Origin of the sequence: Streptomyces sannanensis, from assembly GCF_039536205.1 — a bacterium.
Lineage (GTDB): Bacteria > Actinomycetota > Actinomycetes > Streptomycetales > Streptomycetaceae > Streptomyces > Streptomyces sannanensis.
The window spans coordinates 6,451,464-6,470,438 of record NZ_BAAAYL010000001.1; the positions used below are offsets into that span (position 1 = coordinate 6,451,464).

General features: G+C 71.4%; 17 protein-coding genes. 10 read left to right on the forward strand and 7 right to left on the reverse strand.

The window, feature by feature from the left end; genetic code table 11:
- Positions 1–11: 11 nt before the first annotated feature.
- The 3 genes from ABD858_RS30140 to ABD858_RS30150 all read right to left on the reverse strand — a co-directional run bounded on the left by ABD858_RS30140 (position 12) and on the right by ABD858_RS30150 (position 2,214).
- A complete protein-coding gene (locus ABD858_RS30140; protein WP_345043440.1) occupies positions 12–653 on the reverse strand; it encodes an Rv1733c family protein in 642 nt (213 codons plus the stop codon).
- 143 nt (positions 654–796) lie between these two features.
- A complete protein-coding gene (locus ABD858_RS30145) occupies positions 797–1,714 on the reverse strand; it encodes an MOSC domain-containing protein (RefSeq protein ID WP_345043442.1) in 918 nt (305 codons plus the stop codon).
- Between the two features lie 41 nt (positions 1,715–1,755).
- Positions 1,756–2,214 (reverse strand): DUF6643 family protein, encoded by a 459-nt coding sequence (locus ABD858_RS30150; RefSeq protein ID WP_345043443.1) that lies wholly within the window; start codon positions 2,212–2,214, stop codon positions 1,756–1,758.
- Positions 2,215–2,460: 246 nt separating this feature from the next.
- Here ABD858_RS30150 and ABD858_RS30155 point away from each other — a divergent pair, with 246 nt between their 5' ends.
- Positions 2,461–3,606 (forward strand): TerD family protein, encoded by a 1,146-nt coding sequence (locus tag ABD858_RS30155; RefSeq protein WP_345044998.1) that lies wholly within the window; start codon positions 2,461–2,463, stop codon positions 3,604–3,606.
- Positions 3,607–3,627: 21 nt separating this feature from the next.
- On the opposite strand, the gene ABD858_RS30160 is transcribed toward ABD858_RS30155, so the two are convergent.
- A complete protein-coding gene (locus ABD858_RS30160; RefSeq protein ID WP_345043444.1) occupies positions 3,628–4,806 on the reverse strand; it encodes a glycosyltransferase in 1,179 nt (392 codons plus the stop codon).
- A 57-nt stretch (positions 4,807–4,863) separates the two neighbouring features.
- Here ABD858_RS30160 and ABD858_RS30165 point away from each other — a divergent pair, with 57 nt between their 5' ends.
- The 6 genes from ABD858_RS30165 (at position 4,864) to ABD858_RS30190 (ending at position 11,350) form a co-directional block, all read left to right on the forward strand.
- Positions 4,864–5,649 carry a glutamate racemase gene (locus tag ABD858_RS30165; RefSeq protein WP_345043446.1) on the forward strand — a complete coding sequence of 262 codons (786 nt, stop codon included), beginning with the start codon at positions 4,864–4,866 and terminating at the stop codon, positions 5,647–5,649.
- Positions 5,650–5,733: 84 nt separating this feature from the next.
- Positions 5,734–6,282: a hypothetical protein gene (locus ABD858_RS30170; protein ID WP_345043447.1), complete on the forward strand. Its 549-nt coding sequence runs from the start codon at positions 5,734–5,736 to the stop codon at positions 6,280–6,282.
- A 150-nt stretch (positions 6,283–6,432) separates the two neighbouring features.
- Positions 6,433–8,055: an apolipoprotein N-acyltransferase gene (gene lnt / locus ABD858_RS30175; RefSeq protein ID WP_425586273.1), complete on the forward strand. Its 1,623-nt coding sequence runs from the start codon at positions 6,433–6,435 to the stop codon at positions 8,053–8,055.
- Positions 8,056–8,064: 9 nt separating this feature from the next.
- Positions 8,065–8,541, forward strand: coding sequence for an NUDIX hydrolase (locus ABD858_RS30180; protein WP_345043449.1), 477 nt, complete (start codon positions 8,065–8,067; stop codon positions 8,539–8,541).
- Positions 8,542–8,600: 59 nt separating this feature from the next.
- Positions 8,601–9,407, forward strand: coding sequence for a 3-hydroxybutyrate dehydrogenase (locus tag ABD858_RS30185; protein WP_345043451.1), 807 nt, complete (start codon positions 8,601–8,603; stop codon positions 9,405–9,407).
- Between the two features lie 65 nt (positions 9,408–9,472).
- Positions 9,473–11,350, forward strand: a complete 1,878-nt coding sequence (locus ABD858_RS30190; protein WP_345043455.1) for a helix-turn-helix domain-containing protein — start codon at positions 9,473–9,475, stop codon at positions 11,348–11,350.
- Between the two features lie 80 nt (positions 11,351–11,430).
- Here ABD858_RS30190 and ABD858_RS30195 read toward each other — a convergent pair whose 3' ends face one another.
- Entirely contained in the window at positions 11,431–12,807 is a 1,377-nt protein-coding gene (locus tag ABD858_RS30195; protein ID WP_345043458.1) for an MFS transporter, read from the reverse strand.
- A gap of 207 nt (positions 12,808–13,014) precedes the next feature.
- Between ABD858_RS30195 and ABD858_RS30200 the strand changes: the two genes are divergently transcribed.
- Positions 13,015–13,671: a TOPRIM nucleotidyl transferase/hydrolase domain-containing protein gene (locus ABD858_RS30200; protein WP_345043460.1), complete on the forward strand. Its 657-nt coding sequence runs from the start codon at positions 13,015–13,017 to the stop codon at positions 13,669–13,671.
- Between the two features lie 451 nt (positions 13,672–14,122).
- Here the strand turns inward: ABD858_RS30200 and rbsK are convergent, their stop codons facing one another.
- Positions 14,123–15,022 (reverse strand): ribokinase, encoded by a 900-nt coding sequence (rbsK, locus tag ABD858_RS30205; protein ID WP_345043463.1) that lies wholly within the window; start codon positions 15,020–15,022, stop codon positions 14,123–14,125.
- Complete coding sequence (locus ABD858_RS30210; protein ID WP_345043465.1) at positions 15,019–16,071, reverse strand: LacI family DNA-binding transcriptional regulator; 1,053 nt, start codon at positions 16,069–16,071, stop codon at positions 15,019–15,021. The genes rbsK and ABD858_RS30210 overlap by 4 nt, the downstream gene beginning before the upstream one ends.
- Positions 16,072–16,480: 409 nt before the next feature.
- Here ABD858_RS30210 and uriH point away from each other — a divergent pair, with 409 nt between their 5' ends.
- Both uriH and uriT read left to right on the forward strand, forming a co-directional pair.
- Positions 16,481–17,428: a uridine-preferring nucleoside hydrolase UriH gene (gene uriH, locus ABD858_RS30215; protein WP_345043467.1), complete on the forward strand. Its 948-nt coding sequence runs from the start codon at positions 16,481–16,483 to the stop codon at positions 17,426–17,428.
- Entirely contained in the window at positions 17,425–18,864 is a 1,440-nt protein-coding gene (gene uriT / locus ABD858_RS30220; RefSeq protein WP_345043470.1) for a uridine transporter UriT, read from the forward strand. Before uriH ends, uriT begins: the two co-directional genes overlap by 4 nt.
- Positions 18,865–18,975: the final 111 nt, after the last annotated feature.

Sequence of the window (18,975 nt, forward strand, 5' to 3'; positions counted from 1 at the left end):
GAGTTGACAGGTCAGCTGCCTGTTCCGGCGCGTCCCCAGTCGGGACCGGCTTTGACCCATGCCTGGTCGAGACGGGCGTACCGCCGCCGTACGATCCGCCATACGACCAGTCGTCTGCCGCACTCGGTCGAAAAGGCGGCAGCCACGGCCGCGGCGGCTCCGGTGAAGAGGGCGTTCGTCCGTGCGACGGCGTCGCTCATCGGGGGGCTGACGGCGTGCCCGCGCCTGTCGGTCCATATGAGGAAGGTGTCGCCGGCGCGGAGGGTCCTCCGGGCAGTGGGCACCGTGCCGGTACGGGGACTGCCGTCGTCCGCCGTCCAGCCGGCGACGACGCGGCGGGGCGGCGCCAGCCCCCAATTGACCTCGGTACCGGAGGGGGCACGTTCCCTGACCGGCCGGACGACCGTCGCGGTGGCGAGATGGCGCTGCTCGCGCTCGGTGCGGGCGGAGCGCCGCAGGGTGTCGTCCATGAGCGAAGCGCACAGCCAGCCGACGGCGGGCGAGGCGAGGACGATCAGAAGCAGGGCGACGAGAGCCACCCAGGCTTCGACGAGATCGGTCGTGCGGCGCAGCGGATTGTGCCGCCAGCGCCAGATTCCCGCGGCCGCTCGCACGGTCCCCTCACCCCCGCCCGCCGTTCCGCTCCGGAGCATGCCATCCAGCACAACGACCGTGCGGTGCCCGGAGGTTCCCACGGTTTTTTGTGGCTCGGTTCTCCCCCGGACTCGTCCGGGGGGACCCCCACGGGGGCGCTCAAGCCCCTGCCGACGGTCGACCGTGCTCGGCCCTTCGTTCCTCAGGGCCTCTGCGCTCCCCCAGCTCCCGCTGGGGGAGCCCCCACTCCCTTTCGACAGCGGCGCGGCCCCCTTCGGCTCACTCGCCAGCCGAGAACGCGCACGGGATCCCCGATGCGTATGACACCGGTCCGCTCGGGGACCAGATGCTGCCCGAAGACGAGCCGGTCGTCGAAGCGCCGGTGGCGGGCGAGGGTGCGAAGCGGCTCCTTGCCGCGCTCGGCGGTGCGCTGGTCGGTGGTGGTGATGATGCAGCGGCCGCACATCCGGGCGACCCGGAAGGTGACCTCGCCGATCGAGATACGGGTCCAGCGGTCCTCCGACCAGGGCGCGGTGCCGCTCACCACGATGTTCGGACGGAAGCGGTTCATGGGCAGCGGGCCCTCGTCGGGATGGTCGCCCTGTGCGATCAGGGAATTGAGGGCATCGAGCGAGGAGGTCGTGGTGACCAGCAGCGGATAGCCGTCGGCGAAGCTGACCGTCTCGCCGGGGAGTGCGTACTCGGGGTCGACCGGGCGACGGGTCGCCGGATCGTCGAGGTGGACCAGCTCCACCTCCGCGCCGAGCCAGTCGCTGAACCACGCGTGCGCCTGCGGGGCGGCAGGCACGGCCTCCACCTTGGTCCCGAAGATCTCCACCACGACCGTCCCGGCCGACTCGGGAACCTCGACGGTCAGTGGCTCGCGTCCGGGGGCCGACAGCCCGAGGCCGCCGCCCGGCAGGGGAGCGGCCGAGGCCAGTGCCAGCCGGGCGTACTGGCGTTGGGTGACCGCCTTGCCCCGAGTGTCGACCAGCATCCAGCGGCGATCCCCGGCGAGCCCCCAGGGTTCGACGACGGCTTCGTCGGGCGCGTGGCCGGCAACCGACTTCACCGGATGCACATGCAGCGAATGGGCGACCGCGGCAGCTGGGTTCGACATGACGCCATCCTGCCAGTCGGCTCTGACATCCCGGGGGCCGGTCAGTACCCCATGCCCTGGGGCGGACGGTTGTGCGGGGCGTCGTACCCCATGGGCGTCGGTGCGGGCTGCGGAGCGGCCGGCCTCATCGCCTCGTACCCCGTGGCGGCGGGCCGCTGCTGGAACTGCGGCTGGGTGCCCGGAAACTGCTGCTGGGCACCCGGATATCCGCGCGGAAGCTGGGGCTGCTGGGGGATGTGCGGCGCGGGCGTGTGCTGCAGGGGGGCCTGCTGCGGGTAGCCGTAGGCGGGAGTGTGGAAGGAGGGAGCGGCCGGCAGGGCGGGCAGCGCGGCCGGCAGCGCGGGAAGGTTGCTGCTGGGGGCCTCGTAGACCGAGGGCACTCGGATCGGGGCGATCTGAGGCATGCCCCGCTCTGCGACGAGGGAGTCGTAGATGGGGGTGTCCTTGAAGGACGGCGCGGAGTGGTAACCGCCGCCGTAGGTGGAGCGGGGGGAGGTCATGAGACATAAGTTAAGCCCACGATGTGCTGGATGGGGAGCCCGGTAAGAGGGTTGCTCTGCGTGCTATGCGTGACTGTGGATCCCCAATTCGAGCGAATATAGGAAAAAAGGTCGCCGAGTTGTGTGTAAATCGCGTAAAAGGCAAGCGTATGAGGGGGTTACCCGCGGGTGACCCCACGTCCGGAAAATGGCTTCGGGGTACTGTGGAAATCCGCGGGGCGACTCGCGATGGGGGTGAGCATGTCCATGCTTAAAGGGGCCAATGTTTCCGTACCGGCACGGGCCGTTCGCGTCGAATTGGGATGGCGTTCCGGACCCGGAGTGCCCGACGTCGACGCGTCGGCCCTGCTGCTGGTGTCGGGAAAGGTCTGTACGGACGGGGACTTCGTCTTCTACAACCAGCCGGTCCACACCTCGGGAGCCGTGCGCCACGAGGGCAAGCGGGCGGCCGCCGGCGCCACCACGGACACCCTCTCCGTCGACCTCACGCGGGTCGAACCGGCCGTCGGCAGAGTGGTCCTGGCCGCCTCCGCCGACGGCGGCAGCTTCGGCCAGGTGCCCGGACTGTACGTACGTGTGACGGACGCGGCCGACGGCACCGAGATCGCCCGCTACGACGCCCGCGACGCGACCGTCGAGACGGCCCTCATCCTCGGCGAGCTCTACCGCCGCCAGGGCGCGTGGAGGTTCCGTGCGGTCGGTCAGGGGTACAGCAGCGGACTGGAGGGCCTGGCAGCGGACTTCGGCATCACTGTCGACGAGCCGCAGCACCCGGCCGCCTCTACTCCGTCACCCGTGAGTCTCCGCAAAGTAACCCTCACGAAGGACGCGCCGAGCGTCTCCCTGACCAAACAGGGCGGCATCTCGGGGACCATGCGCGTCAACCTCAACTGGCAGATCCACTCCTGGCACGCCGCTCTCGACCTCGACCTGTGCGCCCTCTACGAACTCTCCGACGGCAGCAAGGGTGTCGTCCAGGCACTCGGCAACGCCTTCGGCGCCCTGCACCAGCCGCCTTACATCCAACTCGACGGCGACGACCGTACCGGCGCCCTCGCCACCGGCGAGAACCTGACCATCAACCTCGACCACAAGGACCGGTTCCGGCGCATTCTCGTCTTCGTCACCATCTACGACGGACCGGCCGGCTTCGGCGGTCTGAACGCCACCGTGACCCTCACGCCGCAGCACGGCGCGCCCGTGGAGTTCTTCCTCGACGAGTGCACCGTCCCCTCCACCGTGTGCGCGCTCGCCCTCATCACCCACCAGGGCGGCGACCTGCTGGTCCAGCGCGAGGCCCGCTATCTCGTCCCCGCCCGGGGGGTCAGTCCGCAACGAACCGTCGACCGCGCCTACGGCTGGGGCATGAACTGGACTCCTGGCCGCAAATGAAGCCGTACGCCCGCCCGTCGTTCAACGGTCCTGCGCGGCCTCGGGGCGGGTGTACGTCCGCCCCTTCCAGGCCGCCCCGCGGCCGCGGTAGTGCTGTATCGCCGAGTCGACGGTCATCAGCAGGTACAGCAGCGCCGTGAACGGCAGCGCCGGCGCCTGCCACAGGCACAGCCGGTAGTAGCGCAGTATCGGGGCGTACGTACCGGCCATCATCAGCCAGGCCGCCGCCCCCGCCCATCCCGCGACCGGATCGTCCGTCAGCACGCCGGCGACCACCGCGGCCGGAGGCGTGAGATACACCAGCGCGAGCCCCGCGACCGTACCGATCAGCAGCAGTGGACTGTGCCGCAACTGCGCGTACGCGCTGCGCGACACCATCCGCCACAGATCCGCCAGCCGGGGATACGGCCGGACACTGTCCACCCGCTCGGCCAGCCCCAGCCAGAGACTGCCCCCGCTGCGCCGCACCGCCCGGGCGACCGACACATCGTCGATCACCGCTTGCCGCACCGACTCCGGCACCCCGGCCCGGACCGCCGCCTCCGTACGCAACAGCACACATCCGCCCGCTGCGGCCGCCGTCCTCGCATCCGTGCTGTTGACCCATCGGAAGGGATACAGCTGCGCGAAGAAGTAGACGAACGCGGGGACGACCAGCCGCTCCCAGCAGCTCGCCACCCGCAGCCGGGCCATCTGGGAGACCAGGTCGAGACCGTTCGTACGGGCGGCGGCCACCAGTTCCCGGAGGCTGTCCGGCTCGTGCGCGATATCGGCATCCGTCAACAGCAGATACTCCGGCTCCGGCCGCCGCTCACGCACCCGCGCGATGCCGTGCCGCAGCGCCCACAGCTTCCCCGTCCAGCCGGGCTCCGGTTCACCCGGACGGATTACGGTCAGCGGCAGTCCGCCGAGGCGCGCAGACAGGGCGCGCGCCAGCTCGCCCGTACCGTCCTCGCTGCCGTCGTCGACCAGGAAGATCTCCGCGTCGCCCGGGTAGTCCTGGGCGAGCAGCGACGGCAGGCTCACCGGCAGCACCGCCGCCTCGTCCCTGGCCGGCACGACGACGGCGACACACGGCCAGTCCCCAGGGGCCGTCCTGGGCGGCAGCCGCTGGTCCGTACGCCAGAACAAGCCCTGACCCAGCAGCAGCCACACCCATGCGGCCAGCGATCCCACAGCGGTCCACGCGACGGCGCTCATCGCCGCAGTCTGCCCCACCGCGGCCGGACACGGAGACCCGTCGGATAAGGTGACCGGGTGAAGATCGCGCTCATGGACTCCGGAATCGGTCTGCTGTCGGCGGCCGCCGCGGTACGCCGGCTGCGGCCCGACGCGGATCTCGTGCTCTCTTCCGACCCGGACGGCATGCCCTGGGGCCCCCGCACGACCGAGGACCTCACCGAACGCGCCCTCGATGTGGCGCGGGCCGCTGCCGCGCACCACCCCGACGCCCTGATCGTGGCCTGCAACACCGCCACGGTGCACGCGCTGGACACACTGCGCGCCGAGCTGGAGCCGGACATTCCGGTGATCGGTACCGTGCCGGCCATCAAACCGGCCGCCGCCGGCGGCGGGCCCGTCGCGATCTGGGCCACCCCCGCCACCACCGGCAGCCCCTACCAGCGCGGTCTGATCCGGGACTTCGCGGGCGGCGTCGCCGTGACCGAGGTGCCCTGCCCCGGACTCGCCGACGGCGTCCAGGAGGCCGACGAGGCCGCGATCGACCGGGCCGTCGCCGCAGCCGCCGAACGCACCCCGCGCGATGTGACGGCCGTCGTCCTGGGCTGCACCCACTACGAACTCGTCGCCGAGCGGATCCGTGCCGCCGTCCAGCAGCCGGACCTCCCACCCATGGTCCTGCACGGCTCCGCCGGAGCCGTCGCCGCCCAGGCGCTTCGCCGCATCGGCGTGGGACCCGCGCCCGACGCCGAGCCGAGCGAAGCGCTGACCGTCCTGCTCAGTGGCCGGGAGTCCACTCTTCCGGCCACAGCGCTGCGGTACGTCGAGGGGCGCATGCTCGCTGTGGCCAGCCCCGCGCGCTGAAGCGCCCGACGCCGTCTCATACCGTCGTCCGATTCTCCCCGCGCGCACATGCCGAGCCCGCGGATCCTGGGTACGCTCCACGGCATGAGGGACCACCACCCCGAAGGCAGGACCCCGGCGGACCCCATCCCCGAGGTCTGGACGGGCAGCGCCACCAATCGTGCCCAGTGGCTGCTCGCCGTGGTCGGCGTGGGCTGTATGGCACTCGGTATCGAGCTGGCCGTCGTTTCGCCGTGGACCTCGGGCGTCGCACCGCTCGCTATGTCCGTGGTGGGCTGTGTGGCGGCGGGACTCCTCGTTCTCTTCGGCACCCTCGCCTTCGTCCATGTCGTGGTCAGGATCGACAGCCACGCCTTCGAAGTGCGCTGCGGCCACATCGGTCTGCCCCGCCGCAGGATCCCGCTGACCGAAGTGGTGGGAGCCGAGTACGTGCCCAGGGTCACCCCGCGTCAATGGGGCGGCTGGGGCTGCCGCTGGCGCCCCGAGAAGGGCACGGCGGTGGTCGTACGCAGAGGTGAGGGCCTGCGCCTCGAGCTCGGCGACGGTCATCTCTTCACGGTCACGGTCGACAACGCAGAGGCCGCGGTCCGCGTCGTCCGCTCCCGTCTGCGCATTCCGTCCGCCAACTCCTGACGGGCCGGGGGCGCGACCCCGGCCGCACGCCACCCGGGCGTGCCGCCTCGGGCCACCCTCCGCCCGGCGGGCGCGACCCTATCCATTGCTCAGCCGTCCTCGGCTCACCGGGCTGCCGCCCGCGCGGCAGGTCACCGTAGACTCCAGCAGGTGAGCGCCACCACCACCCCCACGGACGAGACCGGTCGGATCGCCCCGAGGACCGCCCCCCACTCCCGCGGCACCCGGCTGCTGCGACGCCTGGTACGACCCGCGGCGGCGGCGTTGGCCGGTGCGCTCCTCTATCTGAGCTTCCCGCCCCGGCCGCTGTGGTGGCTCGCCCTGCCGGCTTTCGCGCTGCTGGCCTGGTGCCTGTACGGGCAGCGGATCCGGCCTGCGCTGGGGCTCGGATACCTGGCCGGGCTCGGCTTCCTGCTTCCGCTGCTGGCGTGGACGGGGGAGGAGGTCGGACCGGTGCCGTGGCTGGCGCTGGCCGCCGTCGAGGCGCTGTTCGTCGCGGCCGCCTGCGTCGGCATCGCCGTCGTGTCCCGGCTGCCGCTGTGGCCGCTGTGGGGCGCGGCCGTGTGGATCGCGGCGGAGGGAGTCCGGGCCAGGGTGCCGTTCGACGGTTTCTCCTGGGGCAAGATCGCCTTCGGTCAGGCGGACGGGTTGTTCCTGCCACTTGCCGCGGTCGGCGGCACCGCCGTGCTGGGGTTCGCGGTCGTGCTGTGCGGGCTCGGCCTCTTCGAGACGGCACGGCAGGTACGTGCGTACGTACGTACCCGTGAAGTGCGCCGCACGGCGGCGGCCTTTGCCGCGCTCACCGTCCTGCTCCCCGTGACTGCCGCCCTCGCCGCCCGCCCCCTTGTCTCCGACGAAGCGGAGGACGGTACCGCCACCGCCGCGGTCATCCAGGGCAACGTCCCGCGACTCGGCCTCGACTTCAACGCCCAGCGGCGTGCGGTCCTGGACAACCACGCACGCCGCACCGTCGAACTCGCCCAGGACGTGAAGGCGGGCAAGGCGGCGAAGCCCGACTTCGTGCTGTGGCCGGAGAACTCCTCCGACCTCGACCCCTACCGCAATCCCGACGCCCGTGAGGTGATCGACCAGGCGGTCGACGCGATCGGGGTGCCCACGGTGGTGGGCGCCGTCGTCACGCCCGAGACCGGCCCGCTGCGCAACACTCTGATCAAGTGGGTGCCCGGCGCGGGCCCTGTCGACACGTACGACAAGCGGCACATACAGCCGTTCGGCGAGTACATCCCGATGCGGTCCGTCGCACGCCTCTTCAGCTCCGACGTCGACCGGGTCCAGCGGGACTTCGGACGGGGCTCGAAGGTCGGCGTGTTCGACCTCGCGGGCACCGAGGTCGGCCTGGTCACCTGCTACGAGGCGGCCTTCGACCGTGAGGTCCGGGACACGGTCGAGGCGGGCGGCCAGATCATCGCCGTACCGAGCAACAACGCGACCTTCGGGCTCAGCGAGATGACGTACCAGCAGCTGGCCATCGACCGGATCCGGGCCGTCGAACACAGCCGCGCCGTGCTCGTCCCGGTCACCAGCGGGGTCAGCGCGGTCATCCGGCCGGACGGCACGGTCGCGCAGCAGACCAAGATGTTCACCCCGGACGCCCTGGTCGCCGAGGTGCCGCTGCGCTCCTCGCTGACCCCGGCGACCCGGCTCGGCGCGCTCCCCGAGGCGGCGCTGGCCGCGCTCGCGGCGGCGGGCCTCGGCTGGGCGTCCGCACGCGGGCTGCGCAACCGGCGTCGCGCAGGGGAGGCCGCCCGTTAGGGTCGGGGCATGGCAATCCCCGACTTCATCCGTGAGATAAGGGCCTCGGCCGGCCGGCAACTGCTGTGGCTGCCGGGCGTCACCGCCATCGTCTTCGACGACCGGGGCAGGGTGCTGCTCGGGCAGCGGGCCGACAACGGCAGATGGTCGGTGATCGGCGGGATCGCGGAGCCGGGGGAGCAGCCCGCGGCCACCGCCGTACGCGAGGTGTACGAGGAGACCGCCGTGCGGTGCGTGGCGGAGCGGATCGTCCTGGTCCAGGCGCTGAAGCCGGTGACCTATCCCAACGGCGACCGGTGCCAGTACATGGACATCACCGTGCGGTGCCGGGCCGTGGGCGGCGAGGCACGGGTCAACGACGACGAGTCGCTGGACGTGCGCTGGTTCCCCGTGGACGAGCTGCCCGCGCTCCATGAGTTCTCGCTCTTCCGGATCAAGCAGGCGCTCCTCGACGAACCCACATGGTTCGACACCATGGACTGTTAGAGAACTATGGGTATTGGCCACATCGGTTGACGGCTTCACCCCCGCCTAGGGTGCGGAACATGACCGCGCCCACCACACCGCCCGGACCCGTACCTCGCCCTGTCGCCCTCGACCTGGGTGGCCGTACCGCGCTCGTCACCGGAGCTGCCGGAGGCATCGGCCGCGCCTGCACACTCCGGCTCGCCGCCGCGGGTGCCAAAGTGAGGGCCATGGACCGGGACACGGCCGGCCTCGACACCCTGTCCGCGGACGCCGCCGGGCTGCCCGGATCCGTCGAACCGTTCCCGCTGGACCTCACGGACCTCGACGCCGCCGAGCGGGCGGCCGCCGGCACGGACATCGTCGTGAACAATGCCGGACTGCAACTCGTCCGCTCCATCGAGGAGTTCCCGCCCGAGGTGTTCCACACCGTCCTCACCGTGATGCTGGAGGCACCCTTCCGGCTGATCAGGGGCGCCCTGCCGCACATGTACGGACAGGGCTGGGGCCGTATCGTCAACCTTTCCTCCGTGCACGGACTGCGTGCTTCCGCGTACAAGTCGGCGTATGTCGCCGCCAAGCACGGACTCGAGGGGCTGTCCAAGACCGCGGCCCTCGAAGGCGCTCCGCACGGGGTCACGTCCAACTGCGTCTGCCCCGGGTACGTCCGTACCCCGCTCGTCGAGAAGCAGATCGCCGACCAGGCCGCCGCCCACGGCATCACGGAGGACCGCGTCCTCACCGAAGTACTGCTCAAGGACTCGGCCCTCAAGAGGCTCATCGAACCGGACGAGGTCGCCGAGGCCGTCGCCTATCTGTGCACTCCGCAGGCCGGGTTCGTCACCGGAACCTCACTCGTCCTCGACGGCGGCTGGACCGCCCACTGACCGCCCGCGACCGAGTTTTCCACAGGGCTGGCGCGGCCGCCCGTATGACGGGTATCCCTTGGATCATGTCGCACGATCACCAGCAGCACACCGACAGCGCGGAGCCCCCGGAGACGCCCTACCTGGAGCTTCTCGAGCGTGGCGCGGCGGCCGAGGCCTACGACCGGCCGGTGCTGCTGGCGCGCGCCAATGGCGCGGGACCGCAGGCCCTCGCCGCTCTCGAATCGGCCAAACAGCTCGCTCTGCGGGTCCGCGCCGAACTGGAGGAGCGGCGGCGCCGCGAGGCCGAGCTGTCCGCGCTCTTCGCGACCGCGCACGACCTCGCCGGGCTCCGCGACCTCGACGCGGTCCTGCGCGCGATCGTGCAGCGCGCCCGGTCGCTGCTGGGCACCGAGGTCGCCTACCTCAGCCTCAACGACACCGCCGCGGGCGACACCTACATGCGGGTCACCGAAGGCTCGGTCTCGGCCCGTTTCCAGCAGCTACGGCTCGGCATGGGGGAGGGCCTCGGCGGTCTCGTCGCCCAGACCGCACGCCCGTACGTCACCGCCAGCTACTTCGACGACGAGCGGTTCCTGCACACCCGTGCCATCGACTCCGGAGTGCGCGACGAAGGACTCGTCGCCATCCTCGGCGTTCCGCTGATGCTGGGCAGCAACGTCATCGGTGTGCTCTTCGCCGCCGACCGGCACGCCCGCGTCTTCGCACGCGAACAGATCGCGCTGCTCGGCTCGTTCGCCGCGCACGCCGCTGTGGCCATCGACACCGCCCACCTGCTGTCCGAGACCCGCTCGGCACTCGCGGAACTGGAGAAGGCAAACGCCATCATCCGCGACCACAGCGCCTCCATAGAACGCGCCTCCGACGTCCACGACCGCCTCACCCAGCTGGTCCTGCACGGAGGCGGCGTCCACGAAGTCGCCGAATCCCTGTCCGAAGTGCTCGACGGAACGGTCGAGTTCACCTCGACCGCCATCCCGGAGCTGGCCGGCACCGACGGCCACGTCACGGAACACGGCGACGACTGGGTGGCCGCCGTCTCCGCCGGCGGCGAGCTGCTCGGCGCGCTCGTCCTGCACGGCCACCCCGGACCGCTCGACCCCGTCGACCAGCGCACCCTCGAACGCGCCGCCATGGTCACCTCGTTGCTGCTCATCGCCCGCCGCTCGGCGGGCGAGGCCGAACAACGCGTCCGCGGCGAGCTGCTGGACGACCTGCTCGACGCCCCGGGCCGCGACCCCGGGCTCCTGCGTGAACGAGCCGCACGGCTCGGCGCCGACCTCGACGCACCGCACGTCGTCCTCGCGGCACGACCCGCCGACAACGCCACCGCCGACCGTCAGCGGCTGTGGTCCGCCGCTTCCCATCTCGCGGCCACCCGGCGCGGCCTCGCCGCCGCACGCGACGGCGGCACCGTACTGCTGCTGCCGCTGGAGCGCGGCACCGACGCCTCCACCACCGCGGCCCGAATCGCCGCCCAGCTCGGCGACGCCGTACGGGCCGAGGTCACCGTGGGGGCCTCCTCCTGGATACCGGTGCCGGCGGGGAACCCGCAGGCAGTCGCCGCCGCCTACACCGAGGCACAGCGATGCGTCGACGCCCTGCGGATACTCGGCCGCGGCGGTCAGGGCGCCGCCGCGGAGGACTTCGGCTTCCTCGGCCTGCTGCTCGCCGACACACGTGACGTCCCCGGCTTCGTACACCGCACCCTCGGCGCCGTCCTGGACTACGACGCGCGCCGCGGCACCGAGCTGACCCGCACTCTGGACGCCTACTTCACCAGCGGTATGAGCCCGGCGCGCACCAAGGACCTACTGCATGTCCATGTCAACACGGTCGCCCAGCGTCTCGAGCGCGTGTCCCAACTCCTCGGCCCGGACTGGCAGTCGCCCGAACAGGCCCTGGAGCTCCAGCTGGCGCTGCGACTGCACCGCCTCTCCTGAGGCAGTCCGGGCCTCATATGCACGTCCGCCGTGCCGACCTCGAGGCCGGCACGGCGGACATGTCCCACGGGCAGCTGGGGTCAGCCGGACTGAACGGGCGCGGCAGGCGCCGCGGTCCCGGCCGGCTCCTTCGACGAGACGTCGGCCAGATCCCGGCCCCGGGTCTCCTTCGCGCACGCGACGGCGATCAGAGTCAGCACGGCGGCGAGGATGACGTACAGCGAGATCGGCGTGGAGCTGCCGTAGTTGTCGAGCAGCGCGACCGCGATGAGCGGCGCCGGAGCGCCTGCCGCCACCGAGGCGAACTGCGCACCGATCGAAGCTCCCGAGTACCGCATCCGCGTCGCGAACATCTCCGAGAAGAACGCCGCCTGCGGCGCGTACATCGCACCGTGCAGCACCAGGCCCACGGTGACCGCCAGCAGGAGCGCCCCGAAGTTCTTGGTGTCGATCAGAGTGAAGAAGGGGAACGCCCAGAGGCCGACACCGGCCGCACCGATCAGATACACCGGCTTGCGGCCGATCCGGTCGGACAGCGCACCCCACAGCGGAATCACCGCGAAGTGCAGTGCGGAGCCGATGAGTACAGCGTTGAGCGCGGTCTGCTTGCTCAGCCCGGTCTGCGTGGTGGCGTACACCAGGACGAACGCGGTGATCACGTAGTAGCTGATGTTCTCCGCCATCCGGGCACCCATGGCGACCAGCACGTCCCGCCAGTGATGCCGCAGCACCTCGACGAGCGGCATACGCTGCGCCGCGTCCGTGGACTTGCGCGCCTCCGCTTGCGCCAACGCGGCCTTGAACACCGGGGATTCGTCGACGGACAGCCGGATCCACAACCCGACGATCACCAGCACACCGGACAGCAGGAAGGGCACACGCCAGCCCCAGGACGTGAACGCCGATTCCGACAGCAGCGCCGTCAGGGCCGACAGCACACCCGTGGCCAGCAACTGCCCTGCGGGCGCGCCGGTCTGCGGCCAGGACGCCCAGAACCCCCGCCGCTTCGCGTCACCATGCTCCGACACCAGCAGCACGGCCCCGCCCCACTCGCCGCCCAGGGCGAAGCCCTGGATCAGCCGCATCACGGTCAGCAGCACCGGTGCGGCCGTTCCGACGGTCGCGTGGGTCGGCAGCAACCCGATGCAGAACGTGGCGCCACCCATCATCAGCAGGCTGATGACCAGCAGCTTCTTCCGCCCGAGCCGGTCCCCGTAGTGCCCGAACACCAACGCGCCCAGCGGCCGGGCCGCGAACCCGATCGCATAGGTGAGGAACGAGAGGAGGGTGCCGACGAGCGGGTCCGATTCGGGGAAGAACAGCTTGTTGAAGACGAGAGCGGCGGCCGACCCGTAGAGGAAGAAGTCGTACCACTCGATGGTCGTGCCGATGAGGCTTGCGGCGACGATCCGCCGGAGGTTCGCGGGCGGCGGGGGAGCGGTTGCAGAGGCGGCCATGAACACCACTTCCAGGCGATGGGCGGGGACGATTGTGTGTCGCCACACCGTAGGAACGCGCAGGTGAGGGGCACATGTGGCGGGACACCACAGTTCTGCCTGCAGGAGTGAGCGTGCCGACCATGGGCGCGGTCGGCCCCTCCTCTGTGGACGTGGTGCGCAGGGGGATCACGGCCGTGCCAGGATGGCATCGGGAAGGGGGGTTTCGTGGACGAGTTGAGGCGATTCCGGCTGGCGCTGGCCGCGTGGGCGGCCGGCGGAGCGGGGGCGGGTGAGGCAGCCGCGGAGGCGCGGGAGCTGGCCGGCGGCGGTGTGCGGACGATCGTGCTCGTCGAGGGGAGTAGTGATCAGATCGCGCTCGAAGCGCTGGCCATGCGCTACGGCCGCGACCTCGGTGCGGAAGGCGTTGTGGTGGTGCCGCTCGGCGGTGCGACGAGCATCGGGCGTTTCCTGGATGTGTGCGGCCCTCCGGGGCTCGGCCTCCCGCTGGCCGGTCTCTGCGACATCGGCGAGGAGCGGCATTTCCGGCGGCATCTGGAGCGGGTCGGGCTCGGGTCCGGTCTCACGCACGCCGGACTGGAGACGCTCGGGTTCCACGTGTGCGTCGCCGACCTGGAGGACGAGCTGATTCGCGCTGTCGGGGCCGAGGGGGTGCAGCAGGTGATCGAGGCCCAGGGCGAGATGCGCCCCTTCTGCACCTTCCAGGGCCAGCCGGCACAGCGGGAAAGGCCCGTGGAGCACCAGCTGCGGCGCTTCATGGGCACGCACAGCGGCCGCAAGGCGCTCTATGCGCAGGCGTTGGTCGTGCACCTGGAACTCGAGCGCGTTCCCCGGCCGCTGGAGCGCCTGCTCACGCACGTCTGACATGGCCGACGCCGTCGCCGTGCGGCCCCGTCAGAGGATCGGAGGAACGACGTCACGTCGGTGTGGGGTGTGGCGGTTTGTGAGGCGTTGTGCGCGCCAGTGGCAGAAAGGCCGCTCTGTTCCTCGGCCCGGCAGGCATGGAGCTGTAGATGACGAGCAGTCCGAGGTCGGTGAGCGGATCGCCGTCGACGTCCTGCCCGACCGCAAGGCGGACACCCTGGAGGCGTGGCTGCACGCCCACCCGGGCGTCGAGATCGTGAGACGGGGACCGCCGGGTCCGCCTCCCGGGCCGCGGCCCCGTCGCCGGCGCAACTGCGTGCCGTACTCGTTGACGGTGGCGAGCCTGTCTGCGGAGTGTCCGGCCGCGCCGCCATCGCGGGCGAGGGACCGCCGCGAGCCCCGGCGCCGGGGCGGCCGTGCAGGGCTCGGCGGCTCCCGCCGGGACGGTGTCTCAGCGGTGCCGTGCGAGAAAGGCCTCGACCTCGTCGCGACGGGCGAGCGAGGGCTGGGCGCCCGCTCGTGTGGTGCTGATCGCCGCGGCGGCGCAGGCCCAGCGAGCGGCCTGCTCGAGGGTGCGGCCCTCCGCGAGGGCGACGGCGAGCGCGCCGCAGAAGGAGTCACCGGCGGCGGTGGTGTCCACGGGCCGGACGGTGAAGGCCGGTATGTGCAGGTGCGAGGCGCCTTCGAGGAGGAGCACCCCGTCGCCGCCGAGCGTGACGATCACCGCTGCCGCCCCGGTCAGCTTGCGGGCCGCGGCGACGACGTCCTCGATCGTCTCCGGCACGGGCGTGCCGGTGAGGGCTGCCAGTTCCGTGCGGTTGGGGACCAGCAGGTCGACGTGGGGCGGGGCGACGGCGTCGGCGACGGCGGGGGCCGGGTTGTGGAGCACGATGCCGCCGGCCAGCCGTGCGGCGGTGTGGTTGGCCTCGTCCGGGACCTCCTGCTGGAGGACGGTGACGGCCGCCTTCTGCAGCAGGTCCGCGGCGGCCTCGCAGTCGGCGGCGCCCAGACGGGAGTTGGCACCGGGGCTGACGATGATGGAGTTCTCGCCCGCCGGGTCGACGGCGATCAGGGCGCGGCCGGTCGGCACTCCCGGGGTGCGGGCGATATGCGTGGTGTCCACGCCCTCCTCCCGGACGGCGTCGAGCATGACACCGGCCGCCCCGTCCTCGCCGACCCGGCCGACGAAGGCGACGTTCCCGCCGAGTCGGGCGGCGGCGACCGCCTGGTTGGCGCCCTTGCCGCCGGGGTGCTGGGCAATGTCACCGCCGAGGACCGTCTCGCCGGGCACCGGATGCTTGGGAACCGGTACGACGAGATCCAGGTTGAGGCTTCCGACGACTGCGATCACTGGTCTTCCTCTGGGGTGCGGGAACTGCCGGTGTCCTGGGCCGAGGTGGCGCGGGGTGCGCTGGAGGCGCGTACGACAAGTTCGGGGGCGAGGCGGACCGACCGTCGCGGCCCGTCTTTCTGCCCGGCCAACCGATGGCCGAGCAGGTGCGCGGCTTCGGCGGCCAGTTCGCGCACGGGTTGGCGGACGGTGGTCAGAGCCGGGTCGGCCAGGTCTGCCATGGGGATGTCGTCGAAGCCGGTGACGGCGATCTCGCCCGGAACGTCCACGCCGAGCTGCCGTAGTCGTTGCAGCACGCCGACCGCGATGAGGTCGTTCGCGCAGACGACGGCGTCCGGCCGGAACGGCAGGATCCGGTCCACCGCGGCCCGCCCCCACTCCAGCGAGAAGTCGCCGAGTTCGACGCGTCCGGAGGCCTGCGGGTCCAGGGCACCTGCCCCCGCCTCGTACGCCGCGAGCCGCTCGACCGCCGCCGAGCCGGTTCCGGCCGCCCCCACGAAGCAGACGCGGCGGCGGCCGGTGGCGGCCAGGTGGTCCAGGACGAGCGCCATGCCGGTGGTGTTGTCCGTCGCGACCGAGTCGGCGACGCCGGGACCGCAGCCGCGGTCCAGCAGCACCAGCGGCACGCGGGCCGCCGCCGTCGCCACCGCGTCCCGGCTGTGCTTCTCGTCGACGGGGATGACCAGCAGGGCGTCGACCTGCCGGTCCAGCAGGGTGGTGATCCGGGCCGCCTCGGTCTTCGGGTCGTCGTCGCAGTCGGCGAGCAGCACGGCGCGCCCCTCGGCATGCAGGGCGTGCTCCACCTCCCGCACGAGGGAGGGGAAGAAGGGATTGGTGATCTGCGGCAGGACGAGGCCGATGGTGCCGGTGGAGCGGCTGCGCAGGGCGCGGGCGACCTGGTTGGGCCGGTAACCGAGGCTCTCGGCCGCCTCCCGCACCCTGCGGGCGGTCTCGGGCCCGACCGGACGGGTTCCGGCCAGCACCCGGGACACCGTGGCGACGGAGCATCCCGACGCGCGGGCCACCTCTTTCAGGGTGACTTCGGTCACCGTCCGGCCCCCTTTGCTCGGTTCGGCTTCGCTTTTTCCGGTTCGGCTTCACCGGGCGGGAAGCGGCCTCCCGGGAATGTTCCGGCAAACGTTATCAGCCGGCAACTGCCAAGTCCCGGTCCATCCACCTCGAATGGTGAGATGTGCGCCATTGACAAAAGCGGATCTTTGAGTGAAGTTTCCGGAGAACGATTTCCCGAGCCGCTTCCAGGGAGGTTGTGCGGCGGTGCTCGCTCCGGTCGCCAGCGACAGCGATTCCGTTCGTGTCGATGCCGTGACCCGGTGACGGAGACCGCCACCGCCGCCGGCGCCGGACATGTGAGCCGGCGCGTCCTCCGGTAGCAGCCCTCCTGCGGCGCTCCAGAGATCCACTTCACCACCGTTCTGCTTGAGCAAGAGGGCTCTTCCGATGACCAAAAAGATCATCCTCGACTGTGACCCCGGACATGACGACGCCATCGCACTGCTGCTGGCGCACGGCAACCCCGACATCGAACTGGTCGCCGTCACGACCGTGGTCGGGAACCAGACGCTGGAGAAGGTGACCCGCAACGCCCTGTCCGTGGCGCGCATCGCCGGGATCACCGGAGTGCCCTTCGCCGCCGGCTGCCCGCGTCCGCTGGTGCGAGCCATCGAGACGGCGCCGGACATCCACGGCGAGACCGGTCTCGACGGGCCCGTGCTGCCCGAGCCGACCCTCGAACTGGACCGCCGGCACGCCGTCGACCTCATCATCGACACGGTGATGTCGCACGAGCCCGGCGAGATCACCATCGTCCCGACGGCGGGTCTGACGAACATCGCCCTCGCCGCGCGCAAGGAGCCCCGCATCGTCGAGCGGGTCCGCGAGGTCGTCCTGATGGGCGGCGGCTACCACGAGGGCAACTGGAGCGCGGTCGCCGAGTTCAACATCATCATCGACCCCGAGGCCGCCCACATCGTCTTCAACGAGAAGTGGCCGGTCACGATGGTCGGTCTCGACCTGACGCACCAGGCACTGGCGACTCCCGAGGTCGCCGAGAAGATCGCCGCGGTCGGCACCAAGCCCGCCAGGTTCGTCGGCGAACTGCTGGACTTCTTCGGCGCCAGCTACAAGGAGGCGCAGGGCTTCGAGTACCCGCCCGTGCACGACCCGTGCGCGGTCGCGTACGTGATCGACCCGGATGTCATGACGGTGCGCAAGGCTCCCGTGGACATCGAGCTCACCGGTGGCCTGACCCTGGGTATGACCGTGACGGATTTCCGGTCCCCGGCCCCGGCCGACTGCCACACCCAGGTGGCGGTCGAGCTCGACCACGAGCGGTTCTGGAACCTCGTGGTGGACGCCCTCGAGCGGATCGGTGACGTCGAGGCATGAGCGTACCCACCACCACGAGCCGGACCGACGAGGCGTCGGTTCACCGCACCACCCGGGTGAGCGTGCTGATGATCGCGCTCCTCGCGGCCTGCGTCGCCTTCCAGCTCAACGCCAGCATGCTCAGCCCCGCACTGAAGAACATCGAGGACAGCTTCGGCGTCAGCTCGGCCGAGATCGGACTCACCCAGACCGCGTTCTTCACCTCGGCGGCCCTGTTCTCACTCTTCCTGCCGAGGCTGGGCGACGTCATCGGCCGACGCAAGGTCCTGGTCGGCATGATGGCCCTCATGGCCGTCGGCTGCGTCGTCGCCGCACTGGCGCCGAGCGTGCCCGTGCTGTTCATCGGCCGCATCATCCAGGGAGTGTCCGGCCCGGTCGTCCCCCTCTGCCTGATCATGCTGCGGGTGGAGGTGACCGAACCGAAGAAGTACGGCACCCTGCTGGGGGTGATCACCGCCGTCAACGGCGGCATCGCCGGTGTCGACGCCCTCGCCGGGGGCTTCCTCGCCGACAACTACGGCTTCCGGGCGGTCTTCTGGACGATGGCCGTCGTGGCGGCCCTCGCCACCGCTCTGGTCGCCACCATGGCCCCCGAGTCCAAGGCGCCCGCCGCGACCCGGATGGACTGGCCGGGAGTCGCACTCCTCGTCGTGTCGGTCGGCTCGCTGCTCATCGCGCTGAACGAGGCAGGAAAGCTCGCCGCCGCCGACTGGCTCCTCGTCGCCGCCCTCGTCGTCGTCTCCGCGGTCACCTTCGGCCTGTTCTGGCGGACCGAGGACCGCAGCGGGCACCCGCTGGTCGCCACCCGGCACCTGAGGCAGCGCGCGACCTGGTCGATTCTGCTGACCACCGTGCTCACCATGACGGGCGTGTTCGCCGTCATGAACGGACTGATCCCGGCACTCGCCCAGGACGCGCAGGCCGGACTCGGCATGACCGCAGAGCAGTCCGCGTGGTGGACCCTCACGCCGTACGCACTGGCCGGCCTGGCCATGGGGCCCATCGCCGGCCGGCTTGCCGCCACCTTCGGGTACGGCCGCATCCTGCGGCTGGGGCTGGTCGGGGCCGTGGCGGCCGTCGCCCTGATGATCCTGACGGTCGACTCCCAGTCCCGCACCATGCTGATGGTGACCTCGATCCTGGTCGGACTGGCCTATGCAGGCGTGGCGAACATCGTGCTCAACGGGCTCGGCATCGTCCTGTCCCCCAAGGAGAACCCGGGATTCCTGCCCGGCCTGAACGCGGGGGCGTTCAACCTCGGCGCCGGCCTCAGCTTCGCGCTGCTGTACGCGGTCAAGACCGCGGCCCTGCCCGCCGACCCCACGTCGCCCGCCGGCTACACCGCCGCCATGATCGCCGGAGTCGTCATCATGGCCGCCGCCATCGCGACATCCTTCCTGATCCCGAAGCCGGTGGAGGCCGAAGCACGCGGCTGAGGCAACCCTGCCGGCACCGCCGCGGTCCGGCGGCGTGACGATGTCCTGCGGCACGGGCCCGGGGATTCCTCCCGGCCCGTGCCGCAGGTAGTTCCCCGTGTGCCCTCCGGC